Source organism: Leucobacter sp. NPDC058333 (assembly GCF_042726155.1).
Taxonomy (GTDB): Bacteria; Actinomycetota; Actinomycetes; order Actinomycetales; family Microbacteriaceae; genus Leucobacter.
Window position 1 is genome coordinate 1,080,189 of the sequence record NZ_JBHXHV010000001.1, and the last position, 16,934, is coordinate 1,097,122.

11 protein-coding genes are annotated in these 16,934 nt (G+C 63.1%); all 11 read left to right on the forward strand.

Features of this window, described 5'->3' with window-relative positions:
- Window positions 1-140: 140 nt before the first annotated feature.
- The 11 genes from ACFWHR_RS05070 (at window position 141) to tuf (ending at window position 16,864) form a co-directional block, all read left to right on the forward strand.
- Window positions 141-3,638 carry a DNA-directed RNA polymerase subunit beta gene (locus ACFWHR_RS05070; RefSeq protein ID WP_382447181.1) on the forward strand — a complete coding sequence of 1,166 codons (3,498 nt, stop codon included), beginning with the start codon at window positions 141-143 and terminating at the stop codon, window positions 3,636-3,638.
- Window positions 3,639-3,683: 45 nt separating this feature from the next.
- Window positions 3,684-7,577 (forward strand): DNA-directed RNA polymerase subunit beta', encoded by a 3,894-nt coding sequence (locus ACFWHR_RS05075; RefSeq protein WP_382447182.1) that lies wholly within the window; start codon window positions 3,684-3,686, stop codon window positions 7,575-7,577.
- Between the two features lie 186 nt (window positions 7,578-7,763).
- Window positions 7,764-8,873, forward strand: a complete 1,110-nt coding sequence (locus ACFWHR_RS05080; RefSeq protein WP_382447183.1) for a hypothetical protein — start codon at window positions 7,764-7,766, stop codon at window positions 8,871-8,873.
- The gene (locus tag ACFWHR_RS05085; protein ID WP_382447184.1) at window positions 8,870-9,370 is read left to right on the forward strand and encodes a hypothetical protein; all 501 of its coding nucleotides are present in this window, start codon (window positions 8,870-8,872) and stop codon (window positions 9,368-9,370) included. Before ACFWHR_RS05080 ends, ACFWHR_RS05085 begins: the two co-directional genes overlap by 4 nt.
- Window positions 9,371-9,372: 2 nt before the next feature.
- Window positions 9,373-10,008 carry a spermidine/putrescine ABC transporter substrate-binding protein gene (locus tag ACFWHR_RS05090; protein WP_382447185.1) on the forward strand — a complete coding sequence of 212 codons (636 nt, stop codon included), beginning with the start codon at window positions 9,373-9,375 and terminating at the stop codon, window positions 10,006-10,008.
- Between the two features lie 59 nt (window positions 10,009-10,067).
- Window positions 10,068-11,096: a phosphodiester glycosidase family protein gene (locus ACFWHR_RS05095; RefSeq protein ID WP_382447186.1), complete on the forward strand. Its 1,029-nt coding sequence runs from the start codon at window positions 10,068-10,070 to the stop codon at window positions 11,094-11,096.
- Between the two features lie 3 nt (window positions 11,097-11,099).
- Complete coding sequence (locus ACFWHR_RS05100) at window positions 11,100-12,197, forward strand: GtrA family protein (RefSeq protein ID WP_382447187.1); 1,098 nt, start codon at window positions 11,100-11,102, stop codon at window positions 12,195-12,197.
- A 217-nt stretch (window positions 12,198-12,414) separates the two neighbouring features.
- On the forward strand, window positions 12,415-12,786 hold the full coding sequence (rpsL, locus tag ACFWHR_RS05105) for a 30S ribosomal protein S12 (RefSeq protein ID WP_382447188.1): 372 nt from the start codon (window positions 12,415-12,417) through the stop codon (window positions 12,784-12,786).
- Window positions 12,786-13,256, forward strand: a complete 471-nt coding sequence (gene rpsG / locus ACFWHR_RS05110) for a 30S ribosomal protein S7 (protein ID WP_053352784.1) — start codon at window positions 12,786-12,788, stop codon at window positions 13,254-13,256. Before rpsL ends, rpsG begins: the two co-directional genes overlap by 1 nt.
- A gap of 137 nt (window positions 13,257-13,393) precedes the next feature.
- Window positions 13,394-15,508, forward strand: coding sequence for an elongation factor G (fusA, locus tag ACFWHR_RS05115; protein WP_382447189.1), 2,115 nt, complete (start codon window positions 13,394-13,396; stop codon window positions 15,506-15,508).
- A 162-nt stretch (window positions 15,509-15,670) separates the two neighbouring features.
- A complete protein-coding gene (gene tuf / locus ACFWHR_RS05120) occupies window positions 15,671-16,864 on the forward strand; it encodes an elongation factor Tu (protein ID WP_382447190.1) in 1,194 nt (397 codons plus the stop codon).
- The last annotated feature ends 70 nt before the right edge of the window (window positions 16,865-16,934 follow it).

Here is a 16,934-nt window from a genome sequence, read left to right on the forward strand (position 1 = left end):
TACGGACACCAGTGTGCCTGCATATATCGGTAGGCCCCGGGAGCTGGCGCGAAAGCGCAGATGAGCCTCGCGCGTGATCCTGAAGCAATTCTCGCAAGACCAGGTCAACCGGCCCGACGGGGCCCACGGAGGTAGTTTCCTTGGCTGCTGCGCGCAACGCATCGTCCACCCAGAACCCGAAGAACGGCCGCGATCACAAGCGGCTTTCCTTCGCCAAGATTTCCGACACGCTGTCGGTGCCGAACCTGCTGGCACTCCAGCTTGAGAGCTTTGATTGGCTCGTCGGTAACGACACGTGGAAGACACGCGTCGTCGAGGCACAAGCTCAGGGGCGCGATGACATCGCACTCAAGAGTGGCCTCGAGGAAATCTTCGATGAGATCTCACCGATCGAAGATAACGCTGGCACCATGCAGCTCTCGTTCGAGAACCCGATTCTCGACGAGCAGAAGTTCACCATCGATGAGTGCAAGGAGCGCGGCAAGACTTACGCCGCGCCGCTGTACGTCGAGGCGGCCTTCTACAACACCGAGACTCAGGTGCTGAAGAGCCAGACGGTCTACATGGGCGATTTCCCCATCATGACCGACAAGGGCACCTTCATCATCAACGGCACCGAGCGCGTCATCGTGTCGCAGCTCGTGCGTAGCCCCGGCGTGTACTTCGAGCGCGCTCAGGAGAAGACGAGCGATAAAGACGTCTTCACCGCCCGCGTCATCCCGAGCCGTGGTGCATGGCTCGAGTTCGAGGTCGACAAGCGCGACCAGGTTGGCGTGCGCATCGACCGCAAGCGTAAGCAGTCGGTCACCGTCTTCCTGAAGGCACTCGGCATGACGAGCGAAGAGATCCTCGAGGAGTTCGCCGGCTACGAGTCGATCGCACTCACCCTGGAGAAGGACGCAATCGTCACCCAGGAAGAAGCGCTCAAGGACATCTACCGCAAGCAGCGCCCGGGCGAGCAGGTTGCGATCGAGGCCGCGCGTGCGCTCCTCGACAACAGCTACTTCAACTCGAAGCGCTACGACCTCGCGAAGGTCGGTCGCTACAAGATCAACCGCAAGCTCGGTGTCGACGCTCCCATCACCGATTCGGTGCTGTCGCTCGAAGACATCGTCGCAACGATCAAGTACCTCGTCGGCCTGCACGCAGGCACCGAGACGCTGCCCGGCACCCGTGACGGCAAGCAGCTCGACCTGCGCCTCGAGACCGACGACATCGATCACTTCGGCAACCGTCGCATCCGCGCGGTCGGCGAGCTGATTCAGAACCAGGTGCGCACCGGACTCAGCCGTATGGAGCGCGTCGTGCGTGAGCGCATGACGACTCAGGACATTGAAGCGATCACGCCGAACACCCTGATCAACACCCGCCCAGTGCTGGCCGCGATCAAGGAGTTCTTCGGTACTTCGCAGCTGTCGCAGTTCATGGATCAGAACAACCCGCTCGCGGGCCTGACCAACAAGCGTCGCCTTTCGGCACTCGGGCCGGGCGGTCTCTCACGTGACCGCGCAGGCGTCGAGGTTCGAGACGTTCACCCGTCGCACTACGGTCGTATGTGCCCGATTGAGACCCCTGAAGGCCCGAACATTGGTCTGATCGGCGCACTCGCGACGTTCGCACGCATCAATGCGTTCGGCTTCATCGAGACCCCCTACCGCCGCGTTGTCGACGGCAAGGTCACTGACCAGGTCGATTACCTGACCGCGCACGAAGAGGACGAGTACCTCGTCGCGCAGGCTGGCGCTCCGCTGACCAAGGACGGCACGTTCGTCGAGAAGCAGGTGCTCGCGCGCCCTCGCGGCTCAGAGGTCATCATGGTCGACGCCGAGCGCGTTGGCTACATGGACGTCTCGCCGCGCCAGATGGTGTCGGTTGCGACCTCGCTGATTCCGTTCCTCGAGCACGACGATGCGAACCGCGCCCTCATGGGTGCGAACATGCAGCGTCAGGCTGTGCCGCTCGTGCGCAGCGAGTCGCCCGTCGTCGGTACTGGTATGGAGGGCTACGCAGCCATCGACGCCGGTGACGTGATTACCGCCGCGAAGGCTGGCGTTGTCGATGAGGTGTCAGCTGACTTCGTCACCATCCAAGAGGATGAGGGCGGCACGAAGAGCTACTTCATGCGCAAGTTCGACCGCTCCAACCAGGGCACGAACTACAACCACCGCGTCATCGTCAAGGCTGGCGAGCGCATCGAGGCTGGCGAGGTTATCGCCGACGGCCCCGCAACGGAGAATGGCGAGCTCGCGCTCGGCAAGAACCTGCTCGTGGCGTTCATGTCGTGGGAGGGTCACAACTTCGAGGACGCGATCATCCTGAGCCAGAACCTGGTGAAGGACGACACGCTCTCGTCGATCCACATCGAGGAGTACGACGTCGATGCTCGCGACACCAAGCTCGGCAAGGAAGAGATCACCCGTGATCTCCCGAATGCCAGCATGGAGGCGCTGAAAGATCTCGACGAGCGCGGCATCATCCGCATCGGCGCCGAGGTCACTCCCGGTGACATCCTCGTCGGTAAGGTCACCCCGAAGGGCGAGACCGAGCTGTCGGCAGAGGAGCGTCTGCTCCGCGCGATCTTCAACGAGAAGAGCCGCGAAGTTCGCGACACGTCGCTGAAGGTGCCGCACGGCGTCTCCGGCACAGTCACGTCCGTCAAGGTGTTCGACGCTGAGAACGACAACGATGATGAGCTGGGCTCCGGCGTCAACCAGCGCGTGGTCGTCTACATCGCTCAGAAGCGCAAGATCACCGAGGGCGACAAGCTCGCGGGCCGTCACGGCAACAAGGGCGTCATCTCGAAGATCCTCCCGATCGAAGACATGCCGTTCCTGGCAGACGGCACTCCGGTCGACGTGATCCTGAACCCGCTGGGTATCCCGGGTCGCATGAACTTCGGGCAGGTGCTCGAGGTGCACCTCGGCTGGATCGCGAAGCAGGGCTGGAAGGTCGAAGGCGCTCCCGAGTGGGCCGCCAAGCTCTCCCAGGACGCGCTCGAGGCTGCCCCGAACACTAAGGTGGCGACGCCCGTGTTCGATGGTGCGTCAGAGGCCGAGATCGCTGGTCTGCTTGATTCGACCCTCGTCACTCGTGACGGTGAGCGCCTCATTGGCTCCTCGGGCAAGACCCGTCTGTTCGACGGTCGCTCGGGCGAACCGTACCCGTACCCGGTTTCGGTCGGCTACATGTACATCCTGAAGCTGCACCACCTCGTCGACGACAAGATCCACGCGCGTTCGACCGGACCGTACTCGATGATCACCCAGCAGCCGCTCGGTGGTAAGGCGCAGTTCGGTGGTCAGCGCTTCGGTGAGATGGAAGTGTGGGCGCTTGAGGCGTACGGCGCGGCATACGCGCTGCAGGAGCTGCTCACGGTGAAGTCCGACGACATCCTCGGTCGCGTGAAGGTGTACGAGGCAATTGTGCGCGGCGAGAACATCCCCGAGCCCGGTGTCCCCGAGTCCTTCCGAGTACTCATGAAGGAAATGCAGTCGCTCTGCCTGAACGTTGAGGTGCTGAACTCTGACGGCGTTGCCGTCAACCTGCGCGACAACGATGATGAGGCCCACCGCACCGCGGAAGAGCTCGGCATTAACCTCTCCACCCGCTTTGAATCCTCGTCAATCGACGAGATCTAAGCCGGCGACACCTTCACTTTTACTGAAATCCCCAAGGAGAAAATTTTGCTCGAGGGTACGAGTTTTAACGAGCTGCAGATCCGTCTCGCGACGGCTGAAGACATCCGCAGCTGGTCGTTCGGCGAGGTCAAGAAGCCGGAGACCATCAACTACCGCACGCTGAAGCCTGAAAAGGATGGTCTGTTCGGCGAGCAGATCTTCGGGCCGAGCCGCGACTGGGAGTGCGCGTGCGGCAAGTACAAGCGCGTTCGTTACAAGGGCATCGTCTGCGAGCGGTGTGGCGTTGAGGTCACGAAGTCGAGTGTTCGTCGCGAGCGCATGGGCCACATTGAGCTCGCCGCGCCCGTCACGCACATCTGGTACTTCAAGGGCGTCCCGTCACGCCTGGGCTACCTGCTCGACATGGCGCCGAAGGACCTCGAAAAGGTCATCTACTTCGCCGCGTACATGATCATCGACATCGATGAAGAGGGTCGTCACGAAGATCTGGGTGAGCTGGAGTCCGAGCTGCGTCTCGAACTGAAGGCGCTCGAAGATCAGCGTGACATCTCGATCGCGCAGCGTCAGCAGCAGGCCGAGTCAGACCTCGCAGCGCTCGAAGCTGAAGGGGCGAAGGCCGATCAGCGCCGTCGCGCCGAGGCATCGGCCGAGAAGGAAATGACCGCCATCCGCAAGGGCTTCGACGACGACATCGCTCGTCTGCAGCGCGTGTGGGAGGACTTCCGCAACCTGAAGGTCGGCGACCTGAAGCCCGAAGACGCGGTCTTTGCTGACCTGCAGGATCGCTACGGCGATTACTTCGAGGCCTACATGGGCGCCGAGGCCATCAAGAAGCGCCTTGAGTCCTTCGACCTCGCTGAGGAGTCGGAGACGCTGCACCTGCAGATCGCCGAGGGCAAGGGTCAGAAGAAGATCCGTGCGATCAAGCGCCTGAAGGTCGTCAGCTCGTTCTTGAAGACCGGTGCGAGCCCGGCTGCCATGGTGCTCGACGTCGTTCCCGTGATCCCGCCCGAGCTGCGCCCGATGGTGCAGCTCGACGGTGGCCGCTTCGCGACCTCGGATCTCAACGACCTGTACCGTCGCGTGATCAACCGCAACAACCGCCTCCGTCGCCTGCTTGATCTCGGCGCACCCGAGATCATCGTGAACAACGAGAAGCGCATGCTGCAGGAAGCCGTCGACGCTCTGTTCGACAACGGTCGTCGTGGCCGCCCGGTGACGGGTACCGGCAACCGTGCCCTGAAGTCACTGAGCGACATGCTCAAGGGCAAGCAGGGTCGTTTCCGTCAGAACCTGCTCGGCAAGCGCGTCGACTACTCCGGCCGTTCGGTCATCGTGGTCGGTCCGCAGCTCAAGCTGCACCAGTGTGGTCTGCCGAAGCAGATGGCGCTCGAGCTGTTCAAGCCGTTCGTCATCAAGCGTCTGATGGATCTGTCGCACGCACAGAACGTGAAGGCCGCAAAGCGCATGGTCGAGCGCGCACGCTCCGAGGTCTGGGACGTGCTCGAGGAGATCATTCGCGAGCGCCCCGTGCTGCTCAACCGTGCACCGACGCTGCACCGTCTGGGTATCCAGGCGTTTGAGCCGCAGCTCGTTGAGGGCAAGGCAATCCAGCTGCACCCGCTCGTGTGTGCCGCGTTCAACGCGGACTTCGACGGCGACCAGATGGCTGTGCACCTGCCGCTCTCCGTCGAGGCTCAGGCCGAAGCGCGCGTGCTCATGCTCGCGTCGAACAACATCCTGAAGCCGTCTGACGGCCGCCCGGTCACCCTGCCCTCGCAGGACATGATCATCGGTCTGCACCACCTCACGACGATCAAGAAGGACTCGATCGGCACTGGCCGCGCGTTCGGCTCGATCGCCGAGGCAATCCTCGCTATGGACGAGGGCACCCTCGACCTTGGCGCGCTTGTCAAGATCCGCCTCATCGGTTACACCGATGAGAACGGCGTGACATCGGATAAGCCGGTGCTCGTCGAGACCTCACTCGGTCGCGCGATCTTCAATGAGGCACTGCCGGTCGACTACGCGTACTTCGAGCGCGTCGCCGATAAAGGTTCGCTGTCTGGCCTGGTCAACGACCTCGCTGAGCGGTACCCCAAGGTTGAGGTCGCGGCAACGCTTGACCGCATCAAGGACGCAGGCTTCCACTGGGCTTCGCGCTCGGGTGTGACGGTTGCGCTCTCCGACGTGGTCACGCCCTCCAACAAGGGCGAGATCATCGCTACGCACGAGAAGCGTGCGGCGAAGGTCGAGCGCGACTACGAGCGCGGCATGATCCAGGACAGCGAGCGTAAGAAGGCGCTGACCGAGATCTGGACCGAGGCAACTGACGAGGTCGCCGCGGCCATGCGCGAGCAGTTCCCGGAAGACAACACCATTTTCCGAATGGTGTCGTCGGGTGCTCGTGGTAACTGGCTGCAGATCCGTAACATCGCCGGTATGCGTGGCCTGGTGTCGAACCCGAAGGGCGAGATCATTCCCCGCCCGATCATCAACTCGTACCGCGAGGGCCTGTCGGTGGCGGAGTACTTCATCGCGACCCACGGTGCGCGTAAGGGCCTGGCCGATACGGCGCTTCGTACCGCCGACTCGGGCTACCTCACGCGTCGTCTGGTCGATGTGTCGCAGGACGTCATCATTCGCGAGGAAGACTGCGGCACGCGTCGTGGCCTCGACCTCCCGATCGCCGCTCCCGACGCCAACGGCGTGCTGGTCGGCGACGAGAACGTCGAGAACTCGGTCTACGCCCGCACGCTCGCCGCTGACGCGGTGAACGGCGAGGGTGTAGTCGTGGCTCAGGCCGGCGAAGACGTGGGCGACGTGCTCATCGAGAAGCTCGTCGAGAACGGCGTCACCGAGATCAAGGTGCGCTCCGTGCTGACCTGCGAATCGGCCGTCGGCGTGTGCGCAACTTGCTACGGTCGCTCGCTCGCAACCGGCCAGCGCGTTGACATCGGTGAGGCCGTTGGCATCATCGCGGCGCAGTCGATTGGTGAGCCGGGAACGCAGCTCACGATGCGTACCTTCCACACCGGTGGTTCGGCTTCGGCCGACGACATCACGCAGGGTCTGCCCCGCGTGCAGGAACTCTTCGAGGCGCGTACCCCCAAGGGTGCATCGCCGATTGCTGAGGCTGCCGGCCGCGTCATCATCGATGACTCGGAGAAGACGCGTCGCATCCTCCTCACGCCGGACGACGGCACGGAGGAGAAGGCGTACCCGGTGCTGAAGCGTTCGACGCTGCTCGTCGAAGACGGCGATCACGTCGAATTGGGCCAGCCCTTCATCGCTGGAACGCTTGATCCGAAGGACATCCTGCAGGTCGGTTCCACCGAGAACGGCAAGCACATCCCCGGTGAGCGTGCCGTGCAGAAGTACCTCGTTGAGGGCGTCCAGGGCGTATACCGCTCGCAGGGTGTGCCGATCCACGATAAGCACATCGAGGTCATCGTGCGCCAGATGCTGCGTAAGGTGACGGTTGTCGACCACGGCGAGACGGACCTGCTTCCGGGCGAGCTCGTCGACCGTGCGCGCTACCAGAGCATCAACCGCGAAGCGCTGCTCGAGACAAAGCGCGCAGCAACGGCTCGCCCCGAGGTCATGGGTATCACCAAGGCCTCGCTTGCGACCGAGTCGTGGCTGTCGGCGGCCTCCTTCCAGGAGACCACCCGCGTGCTTACTCAGGCCGCGATGGAGGGATCACGCGATCCGCTCATCGGCCTCAAGGAGAACGTCATCATCGGCAAGCTCATCCCGGCCGGCACCGGCTTGGGTGTGTACCGCGACGTCGACGTGGCCGCTACCGAGGACGCGAAGGCGGAGCGGTACCCGAACCGTCTCTTCGCAACCGAGGGCACCTTCGACGAGAACGATCTCTCGTTCGTTGATTTCGACAGCTTCACCGCTGACGAGTTCAACCCGGGCAACTACAGCTAGCCTGTAGCGCTGAAGAAACGGGCGTTCGCACCTTCGGGTGCGGGCGCCCGTTTCGTTTTTCAGGTTGGCGGGGCGCGGCGCGGGAAACTCGCGATTCTGCTCAGAGCTTGTACTGTTGCCGCACATGATCGTGTCTGGTGTCGAAAATGATGCCCGGCATTCCGATCCGCTACGAGAGGTGAAGCGATGAGCGACGAGCGCGAGGCATCCGCATCGCGGGCTGCGGAAACCCCCGAGACCGCCGCGAACCCGGGAGCTCCCGTCGAGGAGACCGAGGCGAGCCAGACTGAGGTGCTCCGTGCGGTGCGCCGTTCGCGCAGCGGCGGCGACGGGTCGGCCGACCGTGAGGTCCCTGCCGCATCCGTGACCGACGCGCCGAACGGTGACGCTGTTCCCGTCGGTGATGCTGACGCGCGAACAATCGCAGACGCAGAAACGGACGCGCGCTCCGACGCTACGTTTGATCCCGATGCCGCACAGGCCGCCGAGCGTGCGCACCGCGAAGAAGCCTCGCTGGTCGACACGCAGCTCGACATGGAGCCGCCCACGGGCCGCTCGTCGCGCGCATCCGCGGCGCGCACCGCGCCGACGCCCGAAGAGACTACGGCGTTGCCCGCCCTCGATGACCTGCCGAGCGCAGCCGCCGATGCGCAGGCCCCCGAGCGCGATGGCGAGATTCGCATCAGCTCCGACCATCCGATGGCCGGGCTGTATGTTCAAACGCCGATGCCGCCCGAGATCAAGGGCAACCGCGGTGCCGGTGTACTGATTGCGCTCGTCGCGACAATCGCGTTCGCAGCGGTGTTCTCCGGGGTGCTCGCGCTCTGGCTGGCCCCAAGCTTTCCGCAGTCGACCTTCATCACTGACGGGCTCGTGCCGTGGTTGACATCGTGGCCAATAATCGCGTCGGCTGTCGCGTTCTTCGTGGGTCTCGTGCTGCTCGTGCTGATCGTCGGTCGCGCGGGTTGGTGGGCGTATGTACTCGGCGGATTCTTCGTTGCAGCTCTCGTGTGGGTGGCCGTCACGCTCTCCCTCGCGTACTTTGGCACGCCCTTTCAGACGCCGCGCGAAATGCTCGGCGGATCGCGCGGTTGGTCGGGAGATATCGAAACGCTCGTTACGCGATTCGGCCTGACTGTTCCGGCACTTGGCGCCGCGCTCGTCGCGCGCGAGGTAACCGTGTGGTTCGGTGCGTGGATCGGCGGCCGTGGCCGCCGCATGAAGCAGCGCAATGCGCGTGAGCTCGCCGAGTATGAGGCCTCTCTCGCTGAGTCAAAGGCATCCACCCAGGCATGACCCCGGAGCCCCGTCGCGGAGTCACCCGAGGATACGTAGGGGGACTTGTCGGCGCGGCGATAATTACGGCCGCAGCGCTGCTGGTGGCAGCGTGGGGTGGGCTGGCGCTCGCGCTGAATCGCGACCCGGTCGAGAGTGGCGGTGTCGGCGCTTGGGTTGCGCCCGTGATTCTCGCGACCGGTCTAGGGATACTCGGTTTCACGCTCTGGCGTCAGGCGCTCACCCTGTTGCGCGGTCGCCGTGGGCCAGCCTGGTCGTCGATCGTGACGGTCGCGGTGGGCAGCTACCTCTGGTGGAGTCTGCTGGGTATGCTCGGTGGCATGTCGCTCGGTGAAACGTGGCTCAGTCCCTTCGCCGCAACGCTGCCGGCGATTTGGGCGATTGCCGCGCTGCTCTTCTGGGCTGTGCTTGCGCGCCGCGTCTATACCGACCGGGCGGCGCCGCAGTGGCCTTGGGAGCGCAATGAACGCGATGGACGCGATGAGGGCGGCGAATAGACATGGCGCTCTCAATTGAGAATCGCGTTGACGCGGCAGTCGACGCCTGGCTGCGCTGGGTGCCGAGTTGGCGACCCGGCACGCATCGCGGGCGTGCTCGGGTGTGCCGACGCTGCACCGGATCACCACTGCTCGCTGCAGCAGGGTTACCGGTCGACGTGCCGCACCAGGTCGTGCACGCGCTCGTATCCCGCATGCAACGGATCATCGATAAGCGGGTAGAAGAGTTCACCGAAACGCAACTGCCGACGCTCCACGCAGAGTTGCAGGGCGCTGAGATGTGGGAAGCGGGTGGCTACGATCCCGCACGGGGCCTCGAACCCGAATTTGAAGGGCTCGATCCCGATCCCGAGCCGCCCGAGGATGAGCAGCCGTTCCTGTTCACGCTCGCCGGGCTGGCCGAGGAGTCACGGCCCGAGCCGCCGCTTCCGCGGCCCCCACTCAGCGCTGACGAGAAGCAGCGCTTGCGCGGCGAGATCGAGCAGGCAGACGCGCAGGCGGAGGAAGCAGGCCGTGAGGTCTGCTTCGCGTTGATGACGCATCGCGCACGAATCGAGTCGGCGGTCCACCGATTCATCGAACCCCAGGTGCAGCTGATGCTCGACGACCTGAGTCGCAATCTCGAACCACCCAAATAATCATCGTGCGTTAGTTCGCCTCTTATCTTGCTCTTATCTCTCGCGGCTTCGCTAGGAGTATGAGCACAGACCCTCGACCAGAACCCGTTTCACCCACGGCGCCGACCGCGTCGAATTCGGCGCCGCCGCCCGAGCCGCGGAAGCGACGACGACGCCGCATTCGCATCGCCATTGCCTCCGGAATTACCGCGGTTGCGTTGGTGCTCGGTGGCGGGGCCGTGTGGGCCATCGACCGTTTTCTAATTGAAAAGGTCGAGATCTCCGACGTCGCTAGCTACGAGGCTGCACAGGCCTCCGCAGCGACGGCGGCGGGTTCGAGCGCGGACTCGTCCACGGGAACCACGACGGATGACACTTACACCAACGGTGACACCTCGGTACAGGTGAAGCAGGTGACTACTGGCAGCGGCTCGGATACTGTGACCTACTACGTCGCCGATGTGCAGCTCGGCGACGCTACAGATCTCAAATCGGCGTTCGCGCAGAACGAATTTGGCACGAACATTACTGAGAAGACGAGCGAGATCGCGGCCGACAACGACGCCGCGTTCGCGATCAACGGTGACTACTACGGCTTCCGTGATACCGGCATCGTGATTCGCAACGGGGTTGTCTATCGTGATGAAGGCGCCCGCGAAGGTATCGCTTTCTACTCTGACGGCACCGTCAAGGTGTACGACGAAACCACCACGGATGCCAAGGCGCTCCTCGCCGCCGGCGTCTGGAACACCCTGAGCTTCGGGCCCGCGATCGTCGAAGACAGCGCGACTGTTGACGGTATCGAAGACGTCGAAATCGATACGAACTTCGGAAATCACTCCATCCAGGGCGAACAACCACGCACCGCGGTCGGAGTCATCGACGACAATCATCTCGTGTTCGTCGTGGTTGATGGCCGCGACGAGGGATACAGCCGCGGTGTCACGACGACTGAGCTCGCAAGCATCATGCAGGATCTCGGAGCCGAGACCGCCTATAACCTCGACGGCGGGGGATCGTCGACGATGGTGTTCGGCGGCGAGGTCATTAATCAGCCGTCTAACGGTGGCGAGCGTGGCACGAGTGACATCCTCTACGTCGGGGGCTGAGCCGTGATTATTCTGATTCCGGCATACGAACCGAGCACACGACTCGTTTCGCTCGTGCGTGAGCTGCGATGCGCAGACACAGGTGAACCGCCCGCGGACATCTGGGTGATTGATGATGGCTCGGGGCCAGCATTCGATCGCGTGTTCGAGGACGTCGCCGAAGTGGGCGCACAGGTCACCCGATTCGATACCAACCGGGGAAAGGGGGCCACGCTCAAGGCGGGGTTCGCCGCCGCTCAGCGCGAGCAACCCGGGTCGCCAGTTGTCACGGCCGATGCCGACGGTCAGCACACCGTCGCTGACATACTGCGTGTCGTGGAGGGCACGGCGCGCTCGGTCGCCAACACTGGCGAGACGGCCCCGCTGCTGCTGGGTTGTCGTGGTTTCGATGGCGACGTGCCCGTGCGAAGCCGGTTCGGCAACGCGGTATCACGGTGGCTTTTCCGAGCCGTTGCCGGCTGGCCGCTCTCCGATACGCAAACCGGACTCCGCGGGGTGCCCGCGGCGATGCTGCCCTGGCTGGCCGAGGTGCCGGGGGAGCGATTCGAATACGAGCAGATCGTATTGCTGCGGTTACGGGGTGCGGGGTTCACGGCTCGCGAGATCCCGATCGATACGGTCTATCTTGATGACAATGGCAGCAGCCATTTTCGGCCCGTGCTCGACTCACTGCGTGTGATGCTTCCGGTGCTGCTGTTTGCACTCTCGTCGCTGTCGGCATTCGTCATCGACACAATCGCGCTAGTCATATTGCAGGCGCTCACGGGTGCGCTGGTACCGTCGATCATTGCTGCGCGCGTGTTGAGTGCGGGGATGAACTTCGCGGTGAACCGGCGACTGGTGTTCGCGCGAACCGGGGGAGCGGAGCTCCGTAGGCAAGTAGTTCAGTACGTTGGGCTGGCCGCCGTGCTGCTCGCCTCGAATATTGTCTGGATGTCGTTTCTTACTGAACACGGGGTGCCGCTGTGGCTCGCCAAGGTCGTCACCGAGGGGGTGCTCTTCATACTGAGCTACCGAGTGCAGCGGGCCGCGATATTCAGGGCGCCGAGCGCCGAAGTATCCGCCAGGAGCATTGCCAAACCCAGGCAACACGCCGTATAGTTATCTGTTGGTGTGTTCCACCGATTCAGTCGTGCCTGCACGTTGGTTCGAGGGACTGCGCCCCAGGGTCGGACGCTTCGCAAGAAGTGGGCCCCCACGGCATACCTGCACTCGGTTTCACCCCGGTGAAACAGCAGGTCCGCGGTCGCGCAAGCGATCGTACATGCTCATCCATTGAAGCATTCCTGTCACCGTGCAGGACAAATGAGGAGAACTATTGCCTACCATTCAGCAGTTGGTTCGGAAGGGCCGGACGCCGAAGGTCACTAAGACCAAGGCTCCCGCTCTGAAGGCGAACCCGCAGCAGGCTGGCGTATGCACCCGTGTGTACACCACCACCCCCAAGAAGCCGAACTCGGCGATGCGTAAGGTCGCTCGTGTGAAGCTCCGCAACGGCACCGAGGTCACCGCCTACATTCCGGGCGAGGGCCACAACCTGCAGGAGCACTCGCTGGTGCTCGTGCGCGGTGGTCGTGTGAAGGATCTCCCCGGTGTTCGTTACAAGATCGTGCGCGGCGCGCTCGACACGCAGGCGGTCAAGGATCGCCAGCAGGCTCGTAGCCGCTACGGTGCAAAGAAGGTGAAGTAATGCCCCGTAAAGGTCCCGCTCCCAAGCGCCCCGTCGTCGCTGATCCCGTCTACGGTTCGCCCGTAGTCAGCCAGCTCGTCAACAAGATTCTCCTCGACGGCAAGAAGGGTCTCGCAGAGCGCATCGTTTACGGTGCACTCGAGGCCGTTGCCGCGAAGTCCGATCAAGACGCTGTCACGGTTCTCAAGAAGGCGCTCGACAACGTGCGCCCCACGCTTGAGGTCCGTTCACGCCGCGTTGGCGGCAGCACCTACCAGGTGCCCGTTGAGGTCAAGCCTCACCGTGCGAACACGCTCGCCCTTCGCTGGCTCACCAGCTACGCGAAGGCTCGTCGTGAGAACTCGATGACCGACCGCCTCACCAACGAGATCCTCGACGCATCCAACGGCCTGGGTGCCGCTGTGAAGCGTCGTGAGGACACTCACAAGATGGCTGAGTCGAACCGCGCGTTCGCTCACTACCGCTGGTAGAACCATTGTGGTGGGTCGGTGCGCTCTGCGCGTATCGGCCCACCGCGCCCGGGGCATCGCCTCGCGACTCCGACTGAGCTTTCTGCTTTTCGAGTCAAAACTTCCGAAACTTCACCCCCACCCCGGAGGAGAACCCTGTGGCACAAGACGTGCTCACCGACCTGAGTAAGGTCCGCAACATCGGCATCATGGCCCACATTGATGCCGGCAAGACCACCACCACCGAGCGCATCCTGTTCTACACGGGTGTCAACCACAAGCTGGGTGAGACGCACGACGGTGCATCGACCACTGACTGGATGGAGCAGGAGAAGGAGCGCGGTATCACCATTACCAGCGCCGCCGTCACTTGCTTCTGGAATAAGCACCAGGTCAACATCATCGATACGCCCGGCCACGTTGACTTCACCGTTGAGGTGGAGCGTTCGCTCCGCGTGCTCGACGGCGCAGTCGCTGTGTTCGACGGCAAGGAGGGCGTTGAGCCCCAGTCGGAGACCGTGTGGCGTCAGGCAGACAAGTACGGCGTGCCGCGCATCTGCTTCGTCAACAAGATGGACAAGATGGGCGCCGACTTCTACTTCACGGTCGACACCATCGTCAGCCGCTTGGGCGCGAAGCCGCTCGTTATGCAGCTGCCCATCGGCTCTGAGTCTGACTTCATCGGCGTTGTCGATCTGCTCTCGATGAAGGCATTCGTCTGGGAAGGCGACTCCAAGGGTGACGTTTCCCTGGGTGCCGCTTACGAAACGCAGGAGATTCCCGCTGACCTCCAGGCCAAGGCCGAGGAGTACCGCGCGAAGCTCGTCGAGACCGTCGCCGAAACCGATGATGCGCTGCTCGAGAAGTACTTCGCGGGCGAGGAGCTCTCGATTGAAGAGCTCAAGGGCGGCATCCGTAAGCTCGTTGTGAACAACGAGATCTACCCGGTCTACTGCGGCTCGGCCTTCAAGAACCGCGGCATCCAGCCGATGCTCGACGCGGTCGTCGACTTCCTCCCGAACCCGCTCGACGTGGGCTCGATCGAGGCTCACGACCCCCGCGATGAGTCGATCGTCATCGAGCGCAAGCCGTCAGCTGACGACCCGTTCTCGGCGCTCGCGTTCAAGATTGCCGTGCACCCGTTCTTCGGGCGTCTCACCTACGTGCGCGTCTACTCCGGCAGCATCCCCTCCGGCACCCAGGTCGTCAACTCGACCAAGGGTAAGAAGGAGCGCATCGGCAAGATCTTCCAGATGCACGCCAACAAGGAGATCCCGGTCGATGAGCTCAACGCTGGCAACATCTACGCCGTTATCGGCCTGAAGGACACCACCACCGGTGACACCCTCTCCGATTCGGCGAAGCAGGTTGTGCTTGAGTCGATGACCTTCCCGGAGCCCGTGATCGAGGTGGCCATCGAGCCGAAGACCAAGAGCGACCAGGAAAAGCTGGGCGTCGCGATCCAGAAGCTCGCCGAAGAGGATCCCACGTTCCGCGTGAGCCTCAACGCCGAGACGGGTCAGACCGTTATCGCCGGCATGGGCGAGCTGCACCTCGACATCCTTGTCGATCGCATGAAGCGCGAGTTCAACGTCGAGGCAAACGTGGGCAAGCCCCAGGTTGCGTACCGCGAGACGATTCGTCGCGAGGTGCCGAAGTACGACTACACCCACAAGAAGCAGACCGGTGGTTCGGGTCAGTTCGCGAAGGTGCAGATCGCAATCGCTCCGCTCGAGACCGACGACGACAAGGTGTACCTGTTCGAGGACAAGGTCACCGGTGGTCGCGTTCCGCGCGAGTACATCCCGTCGGTTGACGCTGGCATCCAGGACGCCATGCAGTACGGCATCCTGGCTGGCTTCCCCGTGGTCAACGTTCGTGCCCAGCTGCTCGACGGCCAGTACCACGACGTCGACTCCTCGGAGATGGCGTTCAAGATCGCCGGCTCCATGGCGTTCAAGGAAGCCGCCCGTCTGGCGCAGCCCGTGCTGCTCGAACCGCTTATGGCGGTCGAGGTGCGTACTCCTGAGGAGTACATGGGCGACGTCATCGGCGATCTGAACTCGCGTCGCGGTCAGATCCAGTCGATGGAAGATGCAAGTGGTGTGAAGGTCATTCGTGCCCTCGTGCCGCTGTCTGAAATGTTCGGGTACATCGGCGACCTCCGGTCGAAGACCAGTGGTCGTGCCGTGTTCTCGATGACCTTCGATTCCTACGCCGAGGTTCCCAAGGCCGTGGCTGAAGAGATCATTCAGAAGGCCAAGGGCGAGTAATATCGTCCGCCGGTCGGCGGTGGTGCGTTGCATCGCCGCCGACCGAACAGCTCAGGTCGCGATCACAGCGCTGAGCTTGTAACATAGTGACACCAACCCCGTATTCGTGTCCTCCGAAACCGTCGGAGGAAAACGGTACTCGACGTCCTGAGGAGGACCATAGTGGCGAAGGCCAAGTTCGAGCGGACCAAGCCGCACGTAAACATCGGAACGATCGGTCACGTTGACCACGGCAAGACGACTCTTACCGCGGCAATCTCGAAGACCCTCGCCGACAAGTTCCCGTCAGACGTGAACGTGCAGCGCGACTTCGACACGATCGACTCCGCTCCTGAGGAGCGCCAGCGCGGCATCACCATCAACATCTCGCACGTTGAGTACGAGACTGACAAGCGTCACTACGCTCACGTTGATGCCCCCGGTCACGCTGACTACATCAAGAACATGATCACCGGTGCTGCTCAGATGGACGGCGCGATCCTCGTGGTTGCGGCGACCGACGGCATGATGGCGCAGACCAAGGAGCACATCCTGCTCGCCAAGCAGGTCGGCGTGCCGTACCTGATGGTTGCGCTGAACAAGAGCGACATGGTCGACGACGAGGAAATCCTCGAGCTCGTCGAGATGGAGGTCCGCGAGGAACTCTCCAAGCAGGGTTACCCGGGAGACGACGTCCCCGTGATCCGCGTGTCGGGCTACGAGGCGCTCCAGGGCACCGAGAAGTGGGTCGACTCGATCGTTGAGCTCATGGAGGCCGTGGATTCCAGCATCCCCGATCCCGTGCGCGACAAGGACAAGCCGTTCCTGATGCCCGTTGAGGACGTCTTCACGATCACCGGTCGTGGCACCGTCGTCACCGGTCGCGCCGAGCGCGGCACGCTGAAGATCAACTCTGAGGTCGAGATCGTGGGTCTGCGTCCGACGCAGAAGACCACCGTCACCGGCATCGAGATGTTCCACAAGCAGCTCGACGAGGCATGGGCCGGCGAGAACTGTGGCCTGCTGCTCCGCGGCACCAAGCGTGAGGACGTCGAGCGCGGTCAGGTCGTTGTGGCCCCCGGTTCGATCACCCCGCACACCAAGTTCGAGGGCACCGCCTACATCTTGAAGAAGGATGAGGGTGGCCGTCACAACCCGTTCGAGACGAACTACCGTCCGCAGTTCTACTTCCGTACGACTGACGTGACCGGTGTTATCACTCTCCCCGAGGACAAGCCGATGGTTATGCCCGGCGACACCACGGACATGGTCGTTGAGCTGATCCAGCCCATCGCTATGGAAGAGGGCCTCGGCTTCGCGATCCGTGAGGGTGGCCGCACCGTCGGCGCCGGCACGGTGACCAAGGTCGTCGAGTAAGTCTCGAAGTAACACTCGTACTCACTGGCTTCACGGCCGAGTACAGGAACCCCCGGGGATTCATCCCCGG